This window comes from Pseudomonas sp. LPH60 (assembly GCF_030718165.1).
Taxonomy (GTDB): Bacteria; Pseudomonadota; Gammaproteobacteria; order Pseudomonadales; family Pseudomonadaceae; genus Aquipseudomonas; species Aquipseudomonas danubii.
In genome coordinates this window covers 43279-65724 of record NZ_JAVAJH010000001.1, presented here as the reverse complement: position 1 = coordinate 65724, position 22446 = coordinate 43279, and the positions used below count along the sequence as shown (strand labels likewise).

The 22446-nt window shown below is 62.9% G+C and carries 16 protein-coding genes; all 16 read right to left on the bottom strand.

Annotation, left to right across the window (positions count from 1 at the left end; translation table 11 throughout):
- Nucleotides 1-131: 131 nt before the first annotated feature.
- The gene (gene pseI, locus Q8O96_RS00295; protein WP_102864036.1) at nt 132-1184 is read right to left on the bottom strand and encodes a pseudaminic acid synthase; all 1053 of its coding nucleotides are present in this window, start codon (nt 1182-1184) and stop codon (nt 132-134) included.
- Complete coding sequence (gene pseG, locus Q8O96_RS00290; protein ID WP_250329304.1) at nt 1177-2682, bottom strand: UDP-2,4-diacetamido-2,4,6-trideoxy-beta-L-altropyranose hydrolase; 1506 nt, start codon at nt 2680-2682, stop codon at nt 1177-1179. Before pseG ends, pseI begins: the two co-directional genes overlap by 8 nt.
- The gene (pseF, locus tag Q8O96_RS00285; RefSeq protein WP_305948206.1) at nt 2679-3386 is read right to left on the bottom strand and encodes a pseudaminic acid cytidylyltransferase; all 708 of its coding nucleotides are present in this window, start codon (nt 3384-3386) and stop codon (nt 2679-2681) included. The genes pseG and pseF overlap by 4 nt, the downstream gene beginning before the upstream one ends.
- The gene (gene pseC / locus Q8O96_RS00280) at nt 3383-4555 is read right to left on the bottom strand and encodes a UDP-4-amino-4,6-dideoxy-N-acetyl-beta-L-altrosamine transaminase (protein ID WP_305948205.1); all 1173 of its coding nucleotides are present in this window, start codon (nt 4553-4555) and stop codon (nt 3383-3385) included. Before pseC ends, pseF begins: the two co-directional genes overlap by 4 nt.
- Nucleotides 4552-5553 carry a UDP-N-acetylglucosamine 4,6-dehydratase (inverting) gene (pseB, locus tag Q8O96_RS00275; RefSeq protein ID WP_305948204.1) on the bottom strand — a complete coding sequence of 334 codons (1002 nt, stop codon included), beginning with the start codon at nt 5551-5553 and terminating at the stop codon, nt 4552-4554. Before pseB ends, pseC begins: the two co-directional genes overlap by 4 nt.
- Before the next feature lie 10 nt (nt 5554-5563).
- On the bottom strand, nt 5564-8497 hold the full coding sequence (locus Q8O96_RS00270) for a TIGR00180 family glycosyltransferase (protein ID WP_305948203.1): 2934 nt from the start codon (nt 8495-8497) through the stop codon (nt 5564-5566).
- A 51-nt stretch (nt 8498-8548) separates the two neighbouring features.
- The gene (locus Q8O96_RS00265) at nt 8549-9286 is read right to left on the bottom strand and encodes a cephalosporin hydroxylase family protein (protein ID WP_102864042.1); all 738 of its coding nucleotides are present in this window, start codon (nt 9284-9286) and stop codon (nt 8549-8551) included.
- A 20-nt stretch (nt 9287-9306) separates the two neighbouring features.
- Entirely contained in the window at nt 9307-10377 is a 1071-nt protein-coding gene (locus Q8O96_RS00260) for a class I SAM-dependent methyltransferase (protein WP_110595148.1), read from the bottom strand.
- Nucleotides 10367-11224 carry an NAD(P)-dependent oxidoreductase gene (locus tag Q8O96_RS00255; RefSeq protein ID WP_305948202.1) on the bottom strand — a complete coding sequence of 286 codons (858 nt, stop codon included), beginning with the start codon at nt 11222-11224 and terminating at the stop codon, nt 10367-10369. The genes Q8O96_RS00260 and Q8O96_RS00255 overlap by 11 nt, the downstream gene beginning before the upstream one ends.
- A 5-nt stretch (nt 11225-11229) precedes the next feature.
- Nucleotides 11230-12456 carry a class I SAM-dependent methyltransferase gene (locus Q8O96_RS00250; protein WP_102864044.1) on the bottom strand — a complete coding sequence of 409 codons (1227 nt, stop codon included), beginning with the start codon at nt 12454-12456 and terminating at the stop codon, nt 11230-11232.
- A complete protein-coding gene (locus Q8O96_RS00245; RefSeq protein ID WP_102864045.1) occupies nt 12453-13013 on the bottom strand; it encodes a dTDP-4-dehydrorhamnose 3,5-epimerase family protein in 561 nt (186 codons plus the stop codon). The genes Q8O96_RS00250 and Q8O96_RS00245 overlap by 4 nt, the downstream gene beginning before the upstream one ends.
- Nucleotides 13010-14092 (bottom strand): CDP-glucose 4,6-dehydratase, encoded by a 1083-nt coding sequence (gene rfbG, locus Q8O96_RS00240; protein WP_102864046.1) that lies wholly within the window; start codon nt 14090-14092, stop codon nt 13010-13012. The genes Q8O96_RS00245 and rfbG overlap by 4 nt, the downstream gene beginning before the upstream one ends.
- Nucleotides 14074-14847 (bottom strand): glucose-1-phosphate cytidylyltransferase, encoded by a 774-nt coding sequence (gene rfbF, locus Q8O96_RS00235; RefSeq protein WP_102864047.1) that lies wholly within the window; start codon nt 14845-14847, stop codon nt 14074-14076. The genes rfbG and rfbF overlap by 19 nt, the downstream gene beginning before the upstream one ends.
- Nucleotides 14848-15117: 270 nt before the next feature.
- A complete protein-coding gene (locus tag Q8O96_RS00230) occupies nt 15118-18690 on the bottom strand; it encodes a glycosyltransferase (RefSeq protein ID WP_305948201.1) in 3573 nt (1190 codons plus the stop codon).
- Between the two features lie 121 nt (nt 18691-18811).
- On the bottom strand, nt 18812-20380 hold the full coding sequence (locus Q8O96_RS00225) for a flagellar hook-associated protein 3 (RefSeq protein ID WP_102864049.1): 1569 nt from the start codon (nt 20378-20380) through the stop codon (nt 18812-18814).
- A gap of 13 nt (nt 20381-20393) precedes the next feature.
- Nucleotides 20394-22445 carry a flagellar hook-associated protein FlgK gene (flgK, locus tag Q8O96_RS00220; protein WP_102864050.1) on the bottom strand — a complete coding sequence of 684 codons (2052 nt, stop codon included), beginning with the start codon at nt 22443-22445 and terminating at the stop codon, nt 20394-20396.
- Nucleotide 22446: the final 1 nt, after the last annotated feature.

Sequence of the window (22446 nt, the reverse complement as noted above, 5' to 3'; positions counted from 1 at the left end):
GGAAGAACCAAGGGCTATCACGGGTCCTGTCACGCAGGGCTGGCGCCATCTTCCCGGGCAATACAATACAGTGAAGATGCACGTTATGACTCACAGGTCACGCTATTTTGCCGAATCAGCCACACAAAGGCCTATTCGATGAGCGCCCAGTCCAGTGCCGTGCCGCGCTTGAGGGCCTGACGCGCACGACGGCCGAGCAGCGCATCGTAGTGCTTGGGAGCCAGCCCCAGCCCGGGACGGATTGCCCGCACGTTGTCGGCACTGAACAGCTCCCCGGCCTGCATGTCCCGGGTGACATACAACGACCGACGGTACATCAGCGACTTGCTCTCGGCCTGAGTAGCGCCATAGCGCACTTGCCCCATGGCCTGCCAGGCCCGCTCGGTTTCCACCACCAGGCTGGCCAACTCCCCTGGCTCCAGGGAAAAACTGGCGTCGACCCCACCGGCCGAACGGTCCAGGGTGAAGTGCTTTTCGATCACCGTGGCGCCCAGGGCCACAGCAGCCACCGAGACCCCAACCCCCATGCTGTGATCGGACAAGCCCACCTCACAGCCGAACAGTTCCCGCAGATGAGGAATAGTCAGCAGGTTGCTGTTGGCCGGCGAAGCCGGATAGGTGCTGGTGCACTTGAGCAATACCAGATCCCGACAGCCGGCCTGCCTGGCGGCCTGCACGCTTTCGTCCAGCTCGGCGATGCTGGCCATGCCGGTGGAAATGATCAGCGGCTTGCCGGTGGCAGCGACCCGGCGAATCAGCGGCAGGTCGGTGTTCTCAAAACTGGCGATCTTGTAGGCCGGAACGTCGAGGCTCTCGAGAAAGTCCACCGCGCTCTCGTCGAACGGTGTGGAAAACGCCAGCATGCCCAACTCACGTGCCCGAGCGAAGATCGGCTCGTGCCACTCCCATGGCGTATGGGCACGCTGGTACAGGTCGTATAGCGATGAACCGGCCCAAAGACTGTCCGGGTCCTTGATGAAAAACTCGCCCTGATCCAGGTCCAGGGTCATGGTGTCGGCGGTGTAGGTCTGCAACTTCAGGGCATGGGCACCGGCCCTGGCTGCGGCCTCGACAATCTGCAGGGCCACATCCAGCGACTGATTATGGTTGCCGCTCATCTCGGCGATGATCAACGGCGCCGCACCCGCGCCCACGCAGCGCGAGCCGATCTTGAAACTAGTCATCCAGATGTTCCTTCAACACACGGGTGAATTCACAGGGCGCCTGGCAATAGCCGGCCCGGCGAAACAATGTCAGCGAAACCTGATTCTCTGCCAGCACCCTAGCCCCCAGACGCTGCACATCGGGCCAATGGCGCATCAGCCAAGCCTCGCCCTGCTCCAGCAGCGTCCGCCCCCAGCCCAAGCCCAGGTGCTCGGCAAACAGGTAGATCGACACATCCACCTGAACGCCTTGGCGGTCATAGCGCAGCACCCCCACGGCCCCTGCGGCTGTCTCCGCTATCAGCAACAGCCGCTGCGGATCTCTCACAGCGGCCTCCAGCCAGCGCACATGGTCCGGCCACTCAAGCGCCTCAGGCTGCAGGGACCAACGCCTGACAGGCTCAGCATTGCGCCCGTCGAACAGTAGCCGGGCATCCTCCACAGTCGCCGGACGCAAGCGCAGTACCGCAGTGAACAACGCCGCCGCCACTCGCTGCACGCCCCGACCATCCACCAGCTCGCGGGCCCGGCGAGACAGGCTATGCCGCAGCCCCGGATTGCCCAGCAACAGGCTCAGGGCCTGGCGCACCTGCTCCACGCTGACCTGCTCACAGGCCCCCAGGTACAAGTGGGCACCCGCCTCGGCCAGCAACCGGGCATTGGCCTCCTGGTTAGCGGCCACGGTGATGCACAGCGTAGGCACGCCCAATACCGCCCGCTCCCAGCTGGTACCGCCTCCCGCGCCCAGGCACAGGTCGGCCTCGGCCAACAGCCCGGCAAAATCCTTCACATAGCTGTGCAGTCGCCAGTGCGGCCGTTCGGCAGCCAGGGCCTGCATGGCCTGCCAGTCCGGGTTGCCGCTGCCGGCGACGAAGTCCACCTGCAGATCGTGAAATTCCAGCAGCGCCAACATGGCCTTGTGGGTCTGACCGGCGGCATCGAAGCCGCCGAAGTTCACCAGCAAGCGCCGCGCCTGTGGCCGGATCGATATCGGTGGACGGCGGAACTCTTCGCGCAGCAAGGCGTAGTGCGGACCGAACAGGGTCCGGCACGACGCATCGTGCAATCCGGAATAAGCCTGGGCACTGCCGCTGAAATTCTGGTCCAGCAACAGGTCCACGGCATGCTTGCGGTTGGCCAGATCATCGATCGCGGCAATCCTCGGCGCCCATTGGCGAGCGGCGCTCTGCCATTGATGATCAAGGCCGTAATGATCCACCAGCACCCAGTCGAAGGCCGGCTGAGAGGCCAATGCCAGCTGCAGCGCGGCAATGTCCGCCTGCCAGGGCAAGGGCGCCTCGATCCCCAGTTCTGGATGCTCGCCGACGTAGCACTCCGGCAATTCAAAGGCCTGGAAGCCCTCGGCCCGCAGCGCCTCCAGGCGATGACCGGGCAGACGCCGACAGGCGAACGCCACATCAGCGCCCTGACGGCGCAGTTCCTGGGCCAGGGTCAGGCAGCGGGCCACGTGGCCACTGCCGATGGCCGGCGACGCGTCGGCGCGAATCAGCACCCTCACTCCAGCTCTCCTGCGGCCTTCAGCGCGGCATACAGGTATTCAGCTCGCTGCCAGTCCTCTTCGGTATCGATGTCCTGCACCAGATGACGGGGCAGGATCACCGGCAGGCTGCGGGGCGAGAACAGCACCTCCCCCTCCAGCCAGGCCTGGCTCCTGCCCCAGTAGAACTGCCCGGCATCCTGATAGGCCGGTGGCAGATCCTGGGAACGGCTCTGGCGAAATTCCGGGTACAGGGCATTGAGCGCCCCTTGCTCATCGAGAGTCAGCGCCCGCTGCACGGGAAAGCCGAAGCTGCATACCGAGAAGGCGAACGCCTTGTCCGGGTGCTGCACCAGCGTCTCCAGCCCCTGGCGCAGATAACGCACCTGCAGCAAGGGCGCGGTGGCGTAGATACAACACGCGTACTCAAACACCTGCCCCTGCTCCTGCAACACCTGCAGGGCATGGACAATCACCGCTGCCGTGCCGGTGAAGTCATCTGCCAGGGACTGTGGCCGAATAAACGGCACCTCGGCGCCACAGGCGAGCGCCAGTTCGGCGATCTCTGGATCGTCGGTGCTGACCACCACTCGCTGGAACAATCCGCAACTCAATGCCTTGTCGATGGAGCGAGCGAGCATCGGCACGCCGTCAAAGGCCCTGAGGTTCTTGCGCGCGATACGCTTGCTGCCGCCTCGGGCAGGAATGATGGCGATTGCGCTCACGATATTGACGGCTCCTGAATCCAGCGTCGCACCTGCTGGACAACATAGTCCTGCTCGCTGTCACTCAACCCGGGATAAATCGGCAGGCTGATGGCTTCTGCGTAATAGTGCTCAGCCTCGGGAAAGTCCCCCTGGGCGAAGCCCAATGCCTGGTAATAGGGCTGCAGGTGCACCGGAATGTAATGCAGGTTGACCCCGATTCCCGCCTCACGCAGCCCCTCGAAGACCTGCCGATGGGAGCGCTGCAGTCCGTCGAGCTGCAAGCGCACCACATACAGGTGCCAGGCTGACTGCGCATCAGCCTGAGCCTTGGGCAGCGTCAACGGCAAGTCCTGCAACAGCTGCTGGTATCGGGTTGCCAGGTACTGGCGTCGCGCTACAAAGCCATCCAGTTTTTTCAACTGTGACAAGCCCAGCGCCGCCTGAAGATCGGTCATTCGATAGTTGAAGCCCAGCTCCACTTGCTGGTAATACCAGGGACCATGGCTGGCCTCACTCATCTGTTGCGGATCACGGGTCATACCGTGGCTACGCAAGCGCCGTAAACGATCCGCCAACTCAGGACGATTGGTCAGAACCATCCCTCCCTCGGCACTGGTAATGATCTTCACCGGATGAAAGCTGAACACGGTCATGGCGGCAAACTCGCCGCACCCGACAGGCCGGCCGGCATAGCGCGCACCCACCGCGTGAGAGGCGTCCTCGATCACGGTGAAGGCATAACGCTCGGCCAGTTCCGCCAACTGGCGCATGTCACAGCTCTGTCCGGAAAAAGCCACCGCCACCACCACCTTGGGCAGGCGCCCCATGGCCTGGGCAACCTGCAGCTTGCCAGCCAAGGCCTCGACATCAAGATTCCAGGTCTGCGGATCGATATCGACAAAATCCACATCCGCGCCGCAATAACGCCCGCAGTTGGCCGAAGCCAGAAAAGTGTTGGGGCTGGTCCACAGCCAATCGCCTGGCCCCAGGCCGGCCGCCAGGCAAGCAATGTGCAAGGCCGCCGTGGCATTGCAGACGGCCACCCCATAGGCTGCTTCGCAACGGACCGCCACGGCCTGCTCAAAGGCATCTATGGTGGGCCCCTGAGTCAGCCAGTCGGACTGCAGGACGGCCAGAACCGCATCAATATCGGCCTGATCCACGCTCTGGCGGCCGTACGGAATCATGCCGAAATCCCGTCATGCAACTCGGCAATCTGCTCCACCGAGAGAAAGTGCGGATTGGTATCGGAGCGGTACTCGAAATCCTCGGCGACCGAAACGCCCCTCTCCCCGACCCCATCAACGGCAAAATCGACATTGACACTGGTGAAGCGAATGGACGGTTGAATCGTGTAGTGATCGGCAAACTCCAGGGTCATGCGCGCATCATCCAGAGGCACCATCAACTCATGGAGCTTCTCCCCAGGACGGATGCCCACCTGCTTCTGCGGCAGATGAGAGGCCATGCCCGACGCCAGATCGACAATGCGAATCGAGGGAATCTTGGGCACGAAGATCTCACCGCCATGCATACGGGCAAAGCTGTCCAGAACAAACTGCACGCCGTGATCCAGCGTGATCCAGAACCGCGTCATGCGCTCATCGGTGATCGGCAGTTCCCTGGCGCCCTCGGCAATCAGCTTGCTGAAGAACGGCACGACCGAACCACGGGAGCCGGCGACATTGCCGTAGCGCACCACAGCAAACCGGGTTGGCTGCTCACCGGCAATATTGTTCGCCGCCACAAACAGCTTGTCCGACAGCAGTTTGGTGGCGCCGTACAGGTTGATCGGGCTCGCCGCCTTGTCGGTGGACAAGGCCACGACCTTCTTCACCCCGTTGTCGATGGCCGCGGCAATGATGTTCTCCGCACCATTGACGTTGGTGCGAATGCATTCCGTGGGGTTGTACTCGGCAGCCGGCACCTGCTTCAGGGCGGCAGCATGGATCACATAGTCGATGCCACGCATGGCTTGGCGCAAACGCTCGGCATCACGCACATCGCCGAGAAAATAACGCATGCAGGGGGCATTGAAGGTTTGCTGCATTTCATACTGTTTGAGTTCGTCACGGGAAAACACCACCACCCGCTTGGGCTGATACTGCTCCAGCAGACGACGAATGAAATTGCGCCCGAACGAACCGGTGCCACCGGAAATGAAAATCGACTTGCCGTTGAACATGACTGAATCCTTATCCGAGCAACTGGGTCCAGTTGACCGCACTGGCAGCACCCAGGGCAAAACCCTTGCCGCTCAACGCCAGGTTCTGGTTATAGGCAATATCCTGGGCAAAGCGTGCCGCCCATTTGTCTTGCAGGGCCGCGGCCGCCTGTGGGTGTTGCGGCAACGTCCCCGGATGCTGCACCTGGGCCTGGGGCGTCAGTACCGTGAGGTAACCGGCATCGGCCACTTTCAGGCACAGGTCGACATCGGCGAAAGCCTGGTCGAAATGCTCTTCATCCAGCCCGCCCACCGCCTCGAACAGCGCTTTGCCGATCATCAGACAGGCACCGGACACCGCTGAATAATTCTTCTCCACCCACAGGCTATTCATGTAGCCCGCAGCCTCCTTGGTCTCACCGGCGAAGGCCGCACCCAGGTGGCCGTCGAACCCCAGGATCAGCCCGGCCTGGGTGGTCACGCCGTTTTCGTTCACCAGCTTGGCGCCAACAATCCCGACTTCCGGACGCTGGGCCTGGTTGAGCAAGCTCTCGATCCAGTTGGCGTTGACCACCTCAGCATCGGCCGCAAGCAGCACCAGGTACTCGCCCCGAGCTTCCCGGCACGCCATGTTGAACAAGGCCGAAGCGCTCAGGCGTTGGCCGCTGCGCAACACACGAATGCGCTCGCCGCGGCCTTCCAGGCTGGTCAGCCAGCTGTCGAGCTCGACACTCTGGTTGTGGTTTTCGGCGATCAGCACTTCATAGCGCTGGTAGCGGGTGCGCTGCAGCACGCTGACCAGGCAGCGTTGCAACTCGGCGAAATTGTCCTGGCTGGGCAGGATGATCGACACCAGAGGGCGCTCGGCGTGCTGATACTCGATCTGGTAGGTACCCGGCTGCGCCGAACCGACCTGAGCGCGATAACCTCGTGCGGCCAGGTGCCGGGTCAGCACCTGCCGCTCTTCGGCGTCAGCCTCATCCCCCGGGGCCTGACAAATCAGCAAGGGCTCGGCCAGGTGGGCCAGACCGGACAGGCCACCGTCCTGGATCAGGCGCAGCAACAGGTCCAGCTCCAGCGCCTGCTTGAGCTCACGGGAGAAACCACCAGCCTGCAACACAGTCTCGCGGTCCAGCAACCAATGCCGGGCCATCAGCGCCGGTGTGCCTTGCAATTGATCGAGGTTGACCCCGGGGCGGAACACCGAAGTCAAAGTGGCATCGGCACGGCGCTGGATCTCGTCCATGGCCACGGCACGAATGCCTTCGGCGCCGAGCAATTCCAGGCTCGCCCGCAGCAGGCCGCTGGCGGTGAACTGATCACCGGCCTCGGCCAACAGCACCCAGTCGGCACGGGACTGGGCCATGGCCTGATTGATGCGCTCGACGTAGTTGTTTTCCGTGACCTTGACGAAATGCAAGGTGTCCTGGGCCGTGGTGGTGGCTGGCAGCTCACCCGTGGTGAACACCACCAGTTTGAACGCCTTGTAATGACCGGCCAGCAGGCTGTCGAGCGTGGCCTGCAACTTGACCAGGTCAGCGTCCAGGTCCAGCAGCAGGATCTGCACTTGCGGGCCACCAGCATGGCGGGCCAGGTGCGCAGCGATGGCACTCAGCTGTGCCGGCTCCGGAGCACGGGCCTCGAGCCATTTGAGCAAGCGTCCCGACTCGGTCGCGTTGAACAGCGCACGACTGTCCGACCCCGGTACCGACGCCAGGCGCTCGGCCCAGGCCTGCAGCTTGCGCGCCTCCTCGGGCTCGTCGCTGTCTTGCATCGACTCGGCCAGGCGCTTGACCACCTCGCGGTTGAACAGGTTCAGGGTCAGCGCTTCCCACAAGCGGGCGCGCAGGCTCTCTGGTGTGTCGTTGGGATGAACCCGCATCAACTCTTCCTGACGCAGCAACACACCCTCCAGCTCTTTGAGCTGCAGACGCCCGGTGGGCATGGCATGCATGAGGAATTCCAACTCGGTCAGCAGATCGAACATCGGCTGGTTGTAGAACGGCATCTCGACGAACTGCTCGGGACCGAAGGAGCGTACCGGCTCGGCCCCGACCTCGACCCAGGCCGAACGAAAGATCGCCGTGCCCTTGAGGGAGCGTCCGCTGAGCAAGCAGTCGGCCATGGCGGTGAAACTGTCCAGGGCGATCTGCTTCACCTGCTCGGGGTCCCGACCACTGAAACCGGTGGGCAGCGAGGCGAGGAACTCGGCGAACGCCTCACGCTGGGCCACCGATTGCGCGTCCTTGTAGGTCAGCACCGTCAGCACATTGGTGTTGTGCTCCGAGGCCCCGTAGTTGGCCTCACGCACGGCAAACGGAATCGGCAGGATCCGCGCCTTGGCGCAGGCCAGCAGGAAGAAGGAATGACCGATTTCCTGCCATTCGAAACTCACCCCTGGCGGCAGCAGCTCATACCACTGGCGCAGCAGGTCGGTGCGGGTTACCGCATAGAACGGCGGCAGGAAATGCCCCATGAAGTTCATCACCCGATCCTGGGCATCATCGGCGTCATAGTCCTCCATGACCCGGCGATCACGGCGGTAGTAATTGGTTTCCGAAGCCCGGGCCAGGTACATCATCCCGTAGCCATGGCACAGCCCGTAGTCGGGATGGGCCTCAAGAAACTCCAGGGAGCTGGTCAGCGCATCATGGAGGAGAAAATCGTCATCGGCAGCGAACGCCATGTAGGGCGTGGTCACCAGGCTCATGCCGTAGGTCAGCTTGTCCTGCAGCCCCTTGTAGCCGAACTGCGGCAGATGCCGATAGTCGACCTGGGGATAGAGCTGCGCCAGGGACTCATCCGCCTCCAGCGACGAATCCAGTACCAGGATCGAGCACGGATAGGTGCTGTAATACTGCAAGGTGCGCCGCATGAACGCTTTGCGGTTGTGGGACAACAGCACAAGGGTGAAACGCTCACTCAGGGGTGCTTTGTCATTCATTGCTTTGTCTCCAACCCACATAGGTACTTCCCCACAACCGGCCAAACGCCTTGAACCTGCAACCATTGATAGTTAACGAACCCGACGCAGGTAACCGTCCGGCGCCACGGTGATCAGCAACTTGTTCTGCATCTGATAGTCGATCTCGAAATCGCGGTTCTCCTCCAGATAGGCCCAGACTGCGGTTTTCGGGTTGTCACCCGGGCCCCACGGACGATCCGGGAAGAACTCCGGCGGCATGTCCTCGACCACGGTGTCCATGACCACGCAGTAGCTGTCCACCGACACCAGCGGCGCATACAGACGCAGCTCTTCGAGCACGTGCTCGTGGGTGTGGTTGGAGTCCAGGACCAGAATCACCTTCTTGCCGGCGGCTGCAGCCCGTACCTGCTCGGCGATGGCCGGGTCGATGCTCGAACCTTCGATCATGCGGATCCGCTTGCTCATCGGATGCTGCTCGATGGCTTCGCGGTTGTGCGGGCGGATATCCAGGTCGATGCCCAGCACTTCGCCATGGCCCTGCAACTCCAGCAGCGAGGCGTAGTAGATGATCGAGCCGCCGTGGGCGATACCGCATTCGATCACCAGGTCCGGCTTGACCTGCCAGATGATCTCCTGCATCGCCATCATGTCCTGGGGCAGCTGGATGATCGGCCGGCCCATCCAGGAAAAGTGATAGCTGTACTTGTGGGTCGCGGACTCGTTGAAAAAGTCACGGGCCAGGCCCTTGAGTTTCTCATCCTGGCCCTGGGCGCTGATCTGCGCCTGGCATTCTTGTTCAAAGGCTTGAATGACGTTGTGCTCGGTCATGTTCGGTTCTCAATGGCAAATTAGCTGAACGAAGCGCTGTCGACGGCGTGATAGACATAACGGCCGTCGGTCATGCGCTTGATTTCTTCGAGGTAGTTGGAATTCATCACGAACAGGTTGGCGCCTGCCGGCAGTGCCTCCATGGCTTCTTGTGGCGATGACACACGCATGCCACTGAGCGGCAGGTACCGGCCCTGTTTGGCCGGGTTGATATCGACGACCTGATCCACCGCCACACCCGCGCGTTGCAGGAACAGCGAATAGATCACGCCCTTGGACGACGCGCCCCAGATCCCGGCAGCGGTGTGCGGCGCCGAGCCGATGATGCGTTTGGCGCACTCGATGCTGGCGGTGAAATCCGCCGGCATCTGCAAGGGCTGGATCGGCGCCGGCAACGACGACGTCAAGCTGCCCAGGTCCGCCACCACGTACAGGTACTGGCCGCCGAACAGATGCCCGGCCTCGTGCACGGTGCCGAACATGCGCTGCAGGTCCTCGAGGCGGAAGTAGTTGACGTGCTCATAGAACACGTCGAACCAGGCGCGATGCTCGAGAATCCAGTCGAAACACGGCACTTCGATATAGATCTGCCCGCCCTGGTTGGCATCGGCAATCTCTGCCAGAAAGGCCAGCGGATCAGCAATATGCTCCAGCACATGACGCAGCACGATGGCCTCGGCAGCCAGCCCCAGGCCTCGGGTGAAAGGCGCCTTGATCACCTCGGGGTTGGTCCCCTCGTAGGCCGGGTCGATGCCGGTGATGGCATAGCCCTCACTGCGCAGCAGTTCGAGGAAATAGCCCTTGCCGCAACCGACCTCGATCAGCTCGCGCCCCTTGAAGTGCCGGGCGATGATGCCCTCTACATCCATCAGGTGCTGCTGGAACTGCGCCGAATGGGCCTGTTCGTTCTGGTAGTCGCTGTCGTAGCTGAGCTTGTCGGCATCGAAGGCCTGATTGAAGATCAGCCCGCTCTTGAGATCCTGCACCAGCACGATGTCCGCAGACGCCGAGGCGCGGGCACTCTGGGCATCGGCGAAGGTACGGTTCTGCAACACCGGCAAGTCGGCGACCCGATACAACTCATGCGCCATGTTCGGCTCCTGTTATTTGCAGCAGGCGCTGGTTCAAGCCCCAGAACGCCATGGGTTCGTAGTCCGGGTACGGGTAATGCCCCAGGTTCAGGCGAATCGCCGAACCGCGCTGGGCGATGCGCTGCTCCACCAGGGAACGCACGGCTATTGGCCGGCCGCTGGAGCAATTGACCACCCCGGAAAACGTCCGCTGGCGCAGCAGCGCCGCGAGGTAGCCGGCCGCTTCTTCGATGGCCAGGTAGTCCCGCAGCTGCTCGCCGCCGGACATGTCGAACACTTCGTCACCGGCGTCGATGGCCCGATCCAGTGCCGCCAGCAGGCTCTTGGGATTCTGTCCGGAGCCATGCAGGTAGAACAGCCGCGCCCACTGCAAGCTGAAGGGCAACTGCTGCTGCAGGGCCTGGAGGAACAGGTGCAGGCTGTGCTTGGCCAGGCCGTAGGGATTGCCTGGACGAGCCTCGGCCTGCTCTGTCAAAGGTCCGCTCTGCATGCCGTACTCGAAGCAGGTGCCGGTGACCAGCACCTGGCTCACACCCGCCTCGACCACCGCCTTGATAAAGCGATAGTCGGCCATCAGGTTGTGCTCCAGATGAAACAGCGCCTGATAGTTGGGCAGCCCCGGCCAGGCCAGATGGGCCAAGGCATCGACCCCGTCCACCAGGGCCGCGATATCCAGCTGCGGGTCATGCACATCCAGCGCGCGAAACTCTACCGCGTCGAACCAGGGCATCTGCCGCGCCTTGTCCAGATCCCGGGCCAGCGCCCGGACCCGGCAACCCCGGGCCAGCAAGGCCGCGACCAGATGCCGGCCGACAAAGCCGGTGGCGCCGGTGACCAGCACCGTCATGCCCTTCACAGCAGCTTCAACTCAGGCACGGCAATCACGAAACGCCCGCCCCATTGCCGCACCTGGGCCAGTTGCTCGCTGACTTCGCCCAACAGGTTCCACGGCAACACCAGCACATAGTCCGGCTGCTCCTGGTCGATGCGCTCGGGGGCCACCACCGGGATGCGACTGCCCGGCAGGAACTTGCCCTGCTTGTGCGGGCTGGCGTCGGCGACCCAGGCCAGCAAGTCGGCCTTGACCCCGGCGTAGTTGAGCAAGGTATTGCCCTTGGCTGCCGCGCCATAACCCACCACGCGCTTGCCTTCGGCCTTGGCCTGGAGCAGGAAGCGCAGCAGCTCGTGCTTGATCCGCTGCGCGGCTGGCGCCAGGGTCTGGTAGTACTCGGGCGTGTTCACCCCGGCGCGCTGTTCCAACAGCAACTGCTGCGCCACGCTGTCTTGCACCGGCCGGCGCGAGCCGTCGATGCGCTGCACGAAGACCCGTAGCGAACCGCCATGGGTGGCCAGGGTCTGGACGTCGAAAACTTCCAGGCCGTTGCGTTGGCACAGGCTCAGGACGGCGGTCAGCGACAGGTAGGAATAATGTTCGTGGTACAGGGTGTCGAACTGCTGCCCGGCCATCAGGGTCAGCAGCTGGGGAAACTCGAACGTCGCCACCCCCGTCGGCTTGAGCAAAGTCGCGAAACCGCAGAGGAAATCGTTGATGTCCGGCACATGGGCCAGCACATTGTTGGCCGCCATCAGATCGGCGGCCCAGCCCTCCTCCAGCAACTGCGCGGCAGTGCCACGGCCGAAGAACAGCTCGCGGATCTGCAACCCCTTGGCCCGCGCCGCCTGGGCGGTGCTGCGGGTCGGCTCGACCCCCAGGCAGGGAATGTCACGCTGGGCCACGTACTGCAGCAGGTAGCCGTCGTTGGCCGCCACTTCCACCACCCGGCTGCGGGCGTCCAGGCCGAAACGCTCGACCATCTGCGCCACGTAGTCCCGGGCATGCTGCAGCCAGGTGCTGGAGAACGAACTGAAGTAGGCATAGTCGGCGTCGAACAGGTGGTCGGCGCGGGTGTAGTCCTCGGTCTGCACCAGCCAGCATTGCTGGCACACCTGGACCTTGAGCGGCACCCACTGCTCGGCCTGATCCAATTGCTCGGCCCGCAGGTAGGCGTTGGATGGCGGCGAGGTGCCCAAGTCGATCAGAGGCAGGCTCAGGCATGCGCCACAACCGCGGCAATTCATAGTCTTACTCCAGCGAAGGCAGCATCGAGCAAGGGGTGGCTGGCATCCCGGGTCGACAGATTATTGACAGGCAACGGCCAGTTGATCGCCAGTCGCGGGTCCAGCACCGACAACCCGGCCTCGTGCTCGGGGGCATAGTCGGCGCTGTGCAGGTAGAGCAACTCGGCATCGTCGCTCAGGGCCTGGAAGCCATGGGCGAAACCCGCCGGCAGCAACAGGCTGCGCCCATCGCCGCCACGCAGGTGCTCGGCATGCCAATGCAAAAAAGTCGGTGACTCGGGGCGCAGGTCCACCGCCACATCCCAGACTTCGCCGCGCAAGCAACTGATGAGCTTGGCTTCGGGCCGGGCGGCGGTCTGATAGTGCAAGCCACGCACGCTGCCCTGTTCGCGGGTGCAGGAGTGGTTGATCTGGCGAATATGGAAGGGCTGGCCAAAGGCGCTAAGGCTGCCTTCGCAGAACAGCCGGGAGAAATGCCCGCGCTGATCTTCGAAGCGTTTGTGGCGCACCTCGAACAACCCGGCCATTGGCAGAGCCAGGACCTGGAACTCGCTCACAGCGCCCCCCGGTACAGGTTCAACTGCCCAAGGGTCACGGCACGCATGTCCGCGCCGCTCTTCCAGGCCAGGTGCCAGTCCAGGGTCTGCGCCAGGCACTGTTGCAGCGTCCAGCGAGGTTTCCAGCCCAACAGCTGGCGCGCACGACTGCTGTCCAGACGCAGCAGGCCGGCTTCGTGCAGCTCACTGGGTTCGATTCGCAGGCCCGGGGCCTCGGGCCATTGCCGGGCCAGCAGCTCCACCACTTCACCGACGCTGCACATGTCCTGTTCACCGGGCCCGAAGTTCCAGGCACCGGCGTATTGCGGGCCGTTCACGTACAGGCCGGCTGCCAGTTGCAGGTAACCGGCCAGGGGCTCCAGGGCGTGTTGCCAGGGGCGTACCGCCTGGGGATAACGCAAGGTCACCGGCTCGTCGGCCGACCAGGCCTTGAGCACATCGGGAATCAACCGCTCGGGGGCGAAATCACCACCGCCCAGCACATTGCCGGCCCGGGCCGTGGCCAGGGCCAGGCCGTGCTCGGCATAACGCTCGGCAGCAAAGAAGGATGAGGCATAGGACTGGGCCAGCAACTCGCAACAAGCCTTGCTGCTGCTGTAGGGATCATGGCCGCCCAAGGCTTCGTTTTCCCGATAGGGCCACAGCCATTCCTGATTGGCGTAGACCTTGTCAGTGGTCACCAGGACGCAGGCACGGACCCCACCGACCTGACGGATCGCTTCCAACAGGTTGAGGGTGCCCATGACGTTGCTTGAGTAGGTTCCCAGCGGATCACGGTAAGCCTCGCGCACCAGGGGCTGGGCCGCCAGGTGCAGGACGATTTCCGGCTGCACCTGGGCGATCAGCTCCAGCAGGCTACCCAGGTCCCGCAGGTCGCCACGATGATCGTCGACACCTTCGGCCACCCGGGCCAGTTCGAACAGGCTCGGCTCGGTCCCCGGGTCCAGGGCGAATCCGCTGACCTGGGCCCCCAGGCTTTGCAGCCACAGGCTCAGCCAACTGCCCTTGAAACCGGTATGGCCGGTCAGCAGGACCCGCTTGCCACGCCAGAATTCCTGGCTCAGTCCCATTGCTTCCACGGGGCCTCCCCGCTTTGCCAGAGCTGCTCCAGATGATTCTTGTCCCGCAGGGTATCCATGGACTGCCAGAATCCCGAATGCTCGTAGGCGCTCAGTTGCTGATCCTTGGCCAGCTGGATCAGCGGCTCGGCCTCCCAGGTGGTGCTGTCGCCATCGATGTAGGACAGCACCTTGGGCGACAACACAAAGAACCCACCGTTGATCCAGCCACCATCGCCACGGGGTTTCTCGGTGAAGCCCAGGACCTGGTCGCCATCGCGATCCAGGGCGCCATAGCGGCCCGGGGGCTGCACGGCCGTGACCGTGGCCAGCTTGCCGTGGGACCTGTGGAAATCCACCAATGCACCGATATCCAGATCGGATACGCCATCGCCATAGGTGAAGCAGAAAGCCTCGTCTTCCTGCAGATAACGTCCGGCCCGGCGCAAGCGTCCGCCGGTCATGGTTTCCTCTCCAGTGTCGATCAGCGTCACGCTCCACGGCTCGCTGTAATTCTGATGCACGTCCATGCGGTTGTTGCGCATGTCGAAGGTCACATCCGAAGTGTGCAGGAAGTAGTTGGCGAAGAAGTCCTTGATCGCGTAGCCCTTGTAGCCCAGGCAAATCACGAAGTCATGAATCCCGTGGGCGGAATACTGCTTCATGATGTGCCAAAGAATTGGCTTGCCACCGATCTCGATCATGGGCTTGGGCTTGAGGTGGGACTCTTCGCTGATTCGCGTACCCAGTCCACCTGCCAGAATTACTGCCTTCATCGCTGTCCTCTTGCTCTTCGTGGGCCAGCCCAGCCCTTTCAGGACTGGCACGGCGCCAGATGCAGATCATTCATCGCAACCAAAGGGGCCCTTGCACTGCGCCGCAGTGAAGGATTTATGGCGATTTGCCGAGGACTTGCAGGAAGTGCGCCAATTGCGTGCGCGGCGCCCGCAGGCGCCGCAGAAGACAGCGAGAGCAACCACCCGAACGGAGGATTGCCCAACATCCCGGCCAACGACGATGGCAGTCGCCGGCCCGGGGGAGGACGATCAGTCCGCCAACCATCCCCACAGCCAGTGCCGCAGGTTGTCGTCGCGCAGCATGAAGTCGCGATGCACCGCTTCCCGCAGCTCATCCCCCATGCGGTAGCTGGCTGCCGGGTCGGACAGGTGCATGCGGATCGCCTGCAACCATTCCTCGGTGCTGTTGCTGCGGACCTTGGTGCAAGGCAGGAAACCGCGATAGGCCTCGGTGTCGGTGCAGATCACCGGGTAACCGCAGGCACCGTATTCCAGGAGCCGCAGGTTGCTCTTGCAGTCGTTGAAGATATGAAACTCCAGCGGCGCCAGCGCCAGATCCAGGTTCAGGCTGGCCAGCTTGAACGGATAGCTCTGCAGGCTGGTGAGCGAGTGAAATTCGTGTACGTAAGGACGCAGGTCGTCAGGGCACATGCCAAAGAATACCCACTCGACCTCGTTCGCCAGCTCGCGCACCACCTCGGCGATGATCTCCAGGTCGCCGGTATGGCTGGTGCCACCGCCCCAACCCACCCGCGGCTTGCTGGAGGTACCACGACGACTGGTCAAACTGGCCCAGGGGGCCAGCGCCAGCATGTTGGGCACCACGCGAATGTCGCTGTGCATGCTCGACAGGGCATCGGCCAGGGGCTGGGTGGTCACCACCACGCGATCACACAAGCCGATGCCTTCGCGCAGCATCTGCTCGGTGTTCACCGGCTTGTTCCGAGCGTGGGTGTTCTTCTTCGGCGCACTGACAATGTAGTCGTCGAGCTCGAAGACCCGCAGGGCGCTGGAGTATTTTTTCATCCGCAGAATGTCACTGGCCGCCCCTTCGCTGTAGCGGCACTGCAGGATGATGGTATCCGGCGACAGGCGCTCGATGTCCGCCGTGGACGGCGACTCGTAGGCCACCCGGGCAATCACCCGCCCCGCTTCTTCCAACGCCGTCAGGGGACCGGTCACCCGGTAATGCCCGACCGCGGAACTGTTGACCGGCAAGCCGAGGATCAAGGGCAAGGCGCGACTGCAGAACGGATTCCAGTTGTTGCGCAAGGAAGGCTCCAGACTGAAGCTGGAGTAGCCCAGGCTCAGGGCCGGGTTATAGGCCGGATCGCGAGCGATCTTCGCCATCCACTGCTGATAGAAGCGCTCCTGCTCGGCCTCGCGGGCCAGCTGCCGCTCGCTGTCATCACCGGCAGGCGACGCTGGCCGCAGCATCAGGGTGGCGTGAGGCGTCCAGACCACCAGATAGCCGTTGCGGTCGACCCGCAGGCACAGGTCGGTCGCCCCCAATTCGTCGGCGAAGGCCTGCTCATCCAGGCCGCCCAGGCTGTCGAAGACCTCCTTGCGTACCATCAGGCAATCGCCACTGACCGCACTCCAGTTCTGTACCACTTGCAGCCGTTGCATGTAGCCCCGGGCGTCCATGGCTTCGCCGACAAAGGGCGAACTCGCAGGCCCGGCCATGCCCAGCACCTGGCCGGCATGGAGAATGGAGCCATCGGTGGCCAGAATCCGCGCCCCCACCACGCCCACCTCCGGACGCTGGGCCTGATTGAGCAACTCATCCAGCCAGTCGCCGCTACAGATCAGCGCCCCCGGATTGAGCAGCAACAGGTAGTCGCCACGCGCCTGGCTCGCCGCACTGTTGATCAGCGCAGCCTGGCTGTGCGGACCGACATAAGGCAGAACCCGCAGCATCGCACCACCCAGCTGGGCCATGGCCGCCAGCCAGTCGACCATGGCCGGGTCGCGACTGCCGGCATCCACCAGCACAATTTCGTAGTGGTTGTAGGCCGTCTGCTCGATCAGGCTTTCAACGCAGCGCTGCAGGGTCGCCAGGGAGTCACCGCACGGCAGGATGATCGACACCAGCGGCCGGCTGCCGTGCAGGTAATAGATGCGATTGAGCAGGGGCAGGTCATCGTGAACAATCCGGTGTTCCACACCGATCCGCTGCAGATGCGCGGCCACCAGCCCTTCACTGGCCTCGATCACCTGGGACCGGGACAGCCACTGGGCGAAGCTGAACTCGGACTCCAGCTGGATATCGGCAATGTGCTCGATGGTCCGGGGCCCCGCCGCCTCCACCATCCGCCATAGAAGATCATGGGGCGCCAGTTCGCCATGGCGCGGATCGAACCCGCCTTCGGCCATGAAGCGCTCGCGGGAAAAAGCCAGGGCACGACCAACATAGGGATAGGAGCGCATCAGGTCGAGGTTGAAGTCAGGCTTGAACACCGGCTCCGACGACTCACCCTCTACCAGCGCGCCTTCATCACTGTAGGCACAGAGCATGGCCGGGGTATTGGCGATGCGTTCGGCAAGGATCAACAGCGCCGACTCCTGCAGGCGATCACCGGCCTGCAGCAGATAGAACCAGTCGCAACCTTCCAGCTGCGGCACCAGCTCATTGAGCTGCTGCACCCAGTCGCCTCGCAGAGGCTGGTGCAGAACCCGGTCACGCACCTGCTCCTCGCCCACCGACAACACCAGCACCGCGGCAGGCGCGAACAGCTGGCCATCAATGCTCTCCAGAGTCCGGGCAAGCGCTTCGCCATCGCCCTCGAAGTCAAGGACCACCGGCACCAGTTGCACCCGCCGCGGCCAGCTGTCGATGCGCTGAGGCATCAGCCGCTGCTCCACCGCCGAGAACTTGCGTACCGACAGCCACTCCCGATAGAAATCCTCGTAACTGATGCTCTCGCCACCCACCCGGCCATCGACCACGGTACTGCGGTTGCCCAGCACCCGGGTCACGCACAGCTCCTGCCAGTTGCGCGGCTGCCCGGCCTCCCGAGCCATATCGACATACCGCACCCAGCCTGCCGCCGGCGCCGACTCGCCACTGCGAGCGGCCAGCATCTGCACCAGCCACTCCCACTCACTGCGTGCCTGCTTGAGCATTTCCGGGGTAGCGCTCAGGCGCCCCGGGTACAGGCGTTCGCAACTGAGCACCGTCACCAGCGCCGCAAGATTGCCACGGCGCATCAGGCAGATGAACAGGGCGAAATCCAGCAGCGCGACAAAACCCGCGCCCTCCTGGATCAATGCCGGCAGCAGCTCCAGCACATCGGCACGACGCATCAGCGCCGAGCTGAAGTTGCCGATGAAGTTGCGTGGCGTGCTCTCGAAGATCGCCAGCATATCCTCGCCCTTGAGCACGGCATCGTTGTAGGTAAAGCGGCAGTTGTCGACCCGCGGCGGCAGGATGAAATTCCCAGCGTCACTGAATACCCGCAGCGCACACACCAGATTGACATCCGGATTGTCGATCAGCACCGGCGCCTGCAGGGCGATGCTGGGTGCAAACAGCCGATCGTCATCACACAACACCTTGATCAGCTCGCCACGCGCCTCTTCAACACAGCGCAGAACGTTCTTCTGCAGCCCAAGGCGTTGCGGGTTGCGCAGGTAACGCACAGGGTGCGCAGGCTCGGCCACAGCTTCAACGATACGCTGGATCTGATCGTCGGCACTGTCGTCGCAAATGACGATTTCCAGGGGCTGGTAGGTTTGGGCCAAGGCACTGTCGAGGGCCTGGCTGAAGAAGCGCGGGTTGAAGGCGGGGATAACGATGCTGACTAGAGGGGCTTGGTTCACGGTTGCAAACTCTCGAGCGGCGAGCCCTGGCCAGAAAGACCAGGGCTGCAGAACCGCTTAAAAAAGACGGCTGACGGCTCGACGGTCATGGCGTTCGAGCCGCAGCTCGAACGCCATGTTCTCAGACCTTGTTGAACAGGCCGAGCTGAGTGATCTTGCTGAAGGCCAACTGCGAGGCCTGCAACATGGTCTGCTGCAGGGTCAGGCGGGTCATGACTTCGGCCGGGTCGGAGTCACTGATGGCAGAACGGGTGGTGACGTTGGCTGCCGCCAGACTTTCGTTGATTTCGTTCTGGGTGGCCAAAGCCGAACCACGACCACCGATGGAGCTGATGCCGATGGACAGCTGATCGACACCACTGGCCAGGTTGGCCATGCCCGACGCAAGGTCGGCCAACTGCTTCTGGGTTGCCAGGACGTCACCGTCAGTGGGTGTGTTCAACGCGTTTTTCAACTGACTCACGGTGTCCAGGATGTTCTGGGTTTCGTGGGTGTTCACCGCCACGCTGAACTGATCGTTGGCGGCCGGCGAAGGAGCGCCCGTCAGGGTGAAGCTCACGCCTGCCGCAGTGGCGATATTGCCCGGCCCTACCACACCCGAAGACACCGGTTTGCTGTCTGCCGTCAGCGGCGCGGCATACAGATCGAAATTGGTGGCGCTGGTGAACTTGAGCACGGCAGAGCCACTCGGGAACGTCGAGTTGTAGGCTACCGGATCAGTCACGCTGGCGGCCGAGACCTGAGTCATGCTCGGGTTGCCCGGAGAACGCGCAACGTTGAAGGTGTCCGGCTTCGACGCCAATGTAAAACTGTGCCCCGGCAGCACCGCGCCAGCGACATCGCCGGACTTGAGATTGACGTTCAGGTTCAGATCGACACCACGGAAACTCACCGTCTGATTCGGCGAAGTACCGATCACCCCGCCCTTGCTGGCCTCAGCCGTCACATCGTTGCCGCTGCCATCGAGGATCTGCAACTGGGTGCCGCTGACGAACGACACGGTATAAGGCTCGCCACCGCGGAACTGGCTGTTGTAGGTGCCGCTGTTGGTCATCTGGCCATTGGACAGGGAAACCCGTCCATCATCCACCACCGGCGAAGTCATGGTGACCTGGCTACGACTGGTGTTGAGCGCCTGCTGGAACACATCCCAACCGGTGCTGTTGGCAGCCATCATCATGGTGTCGCCCACCGGCAGCTTCAGGCTGCTCTGGTCACCGTTGTAACTGTAGGTGCCATCAGAGTTGCGGCTAAACGGCGGAACGTCGTCCTTGGAGCCGCCAAAGAGGTACTTGCCGTTTTCGTCCTGAGAGTTCATCAGGCTCAGCAGTTGCTCTTCGATCTGCCCCAGCTCGGCAGCATTGGCCTGCCGGTCGGCATTGGTGTATCCGGCGCTGCCGGCGCCGACGGCCAGTTGCTTGGCCCGGTCCAGAACGTTGTTGATGCTGGTCATCACCGACTCGGCCTGGCCCAGGGAAGCCTTGATCGAGTTGCTGTTGGCCTTGTACTGATCAAGCAGGGAAGCCTGCTGACCCAATTGCAGCAGACGGGCAGCGCCCACCGGATCGTCGGCGGCAGTCTTGACCCGGACCAGGCTGCTGGCCTCTTCGCCACTCTTGATCGCGTTGGAGAAGTTCTTCTGATAGTTGGCAGCCGAAGTCTCGTAATACTGGGCGGTGGAAATGCGCATGGGCTACGACTCCTTAAAGGCTGTTGATCAGCGTGCTGAAGGTTTCCTGCGCAGCCTTGATGATCTGCGAAGACGCGGTGTAGTACTGCTGGAACTTGACCAGGTTGCCGGTCTCATCGTCCAGGTTGACGCCGGACAGCGAGTCACGGGCACCCTTGGCGTTGGCCAGGATGGAACCGTTGGCAGCACTGTCGAGCTTGGCCTGGCTGGCCTTGGCGCCGACATTCTCGATCAGCTTGCCGTAGGCATCCACCAGGGTGATGCCCTTGCTCGCCGAACCGGTGTCCACGGTCTGCTTGGTCTGCAGCCCCGACAGCGCCAGGCCGTTACGGTTATCGGAAGAGCCGGCGCCATTCACCGAAATGTTCATGTTGTCGCCGGCATTGGGCGAACCGGCAACGGTCATCTGCACCGTGAAGGTCTTGGTCACAGGTGGCACGCCGCCGTCAGTGATCGGGTTACCGCTGGCATCGAGCATCTTGATCTGCAGGTTCAGGACATTGCTCTGCCCTGGCACGATGGAGCCGCTGCCCATCTTGACGCCCTTGGCGTCAAAGTAATCGTAGGTCTGGCTGCCGCCGGACGCCGCATTGAACACCACCTTGACCGGGCCGGAGTTCTTCAGGGCGGTCTGCATTTCCAGCTTGCTGGCTGCATCGTAGTTGTTGATCGGCACCGCCAGGGACGGCTGCGCAGAGATGCTCAGGGAGCTCTTGACCCCGGCACCGATCTCGGCCTTCAGCGGCGCAGCCAGAGCCAGGCGCTTGGCGTCAGTCATTTCCGTCTGGATGGTGGCTGCGGCATTGCGGGTCGGGGTGATCTTGAAGCTGTCACCGGCGGCCACCGTGCCATTGAGATTCAGCGAGAAACCGTCGATCACGGGTGCCGGGCTGGTCGTGGTGCTGAAGGTGCCCATGTCCTTGCCGTCGGAACGCTTGACGGTGTAATCCGTGGCACTGCTGAAGGTCACGGTGTAGTCGCCGGTGCTCAGCTTGCCGGTGTCCTTGATGGTCACATCGAAGTTGCCCGAGCCCGCGCTGTTGGCGGCGCTGGCCATACTGCGCTGACTGATCATCCGCAGGCTGTTGATGTCGTTGAACAGGTTGCCGCCAAACTCACCGTTCTTGTCGATACCCTGGGCCATCTGGCTGTTCATCTGGTCGGCAACCACCAGGGCCACGCGCCCCAGTTCATTCATTGCCGGGTCCAGCACTTCACTGCGATAGCGCAACAGGCCACCAATCTCGCCACCGGTGGTGACGTTGGTGATGTCCACGGTGCTGGTGCCGCGATTGAGCTGCAGCATGGAGCGCGTCGGGTCGTTCTTGCCCTGCACCACTTCCAGGGTGTTGGCGGAGTTGCCCATCACCAGCGGCTGGCCACTGCCCAGGTACAAGTCGAGGCTGGAACCACGCTCCGACACCTGGACGCCGATAAAGGTCGAAAGCTGGCGCACGGTTTCGTTACGGGCATCCAACAGGTCGTTGGGCATGCCGTTGCCATTGGTCGACAGTTCGGAAATCTTCTGGTTGAGCTGGGCGACGGTATTGGCCAGCTTGTTGACCTGGTCGGCCATGCTCGCCATGTTGCCGTTGATGTTGCTGTTCTGTTCGTTGAGCTGGCTGGACACCGAGTTGAAACGGTTACTCAAGGCCTGGGTGTCGCTGAGCAGCAACTGCCGAGAGGCTTCATCGGTAGGCTTGGCGTTGAGGTTCTGCAGCGAGGCGAAGAATTTGGTCAGGGCGCCGTTCATGCCGGTGCCGTTGTCCGACAGCAACTGGTCGACCGGGCTGATCTGACTCTGGTAGGCCGCGACGTCACTGTTCAAGGACGTGGCGGTGCGCAACTGGGCATCGAGGAAACTGTTGTACACCCGGCGTACGTCCGCCAGGGTGGTACCGGTGCCGATGAAGACGTTGCCGAATTGAGCGGAGGCCTTGGTGCCCTGCACGGTCTGCTGCCGCGAGTACCCGGCGGTGTCGGCGTTGGCAATGTTGTTACCCGTAGTCACCAACGACGTTTGGCTGGCGGCCAGCCCCGACATCCCAATATTGAGCAAACTCATG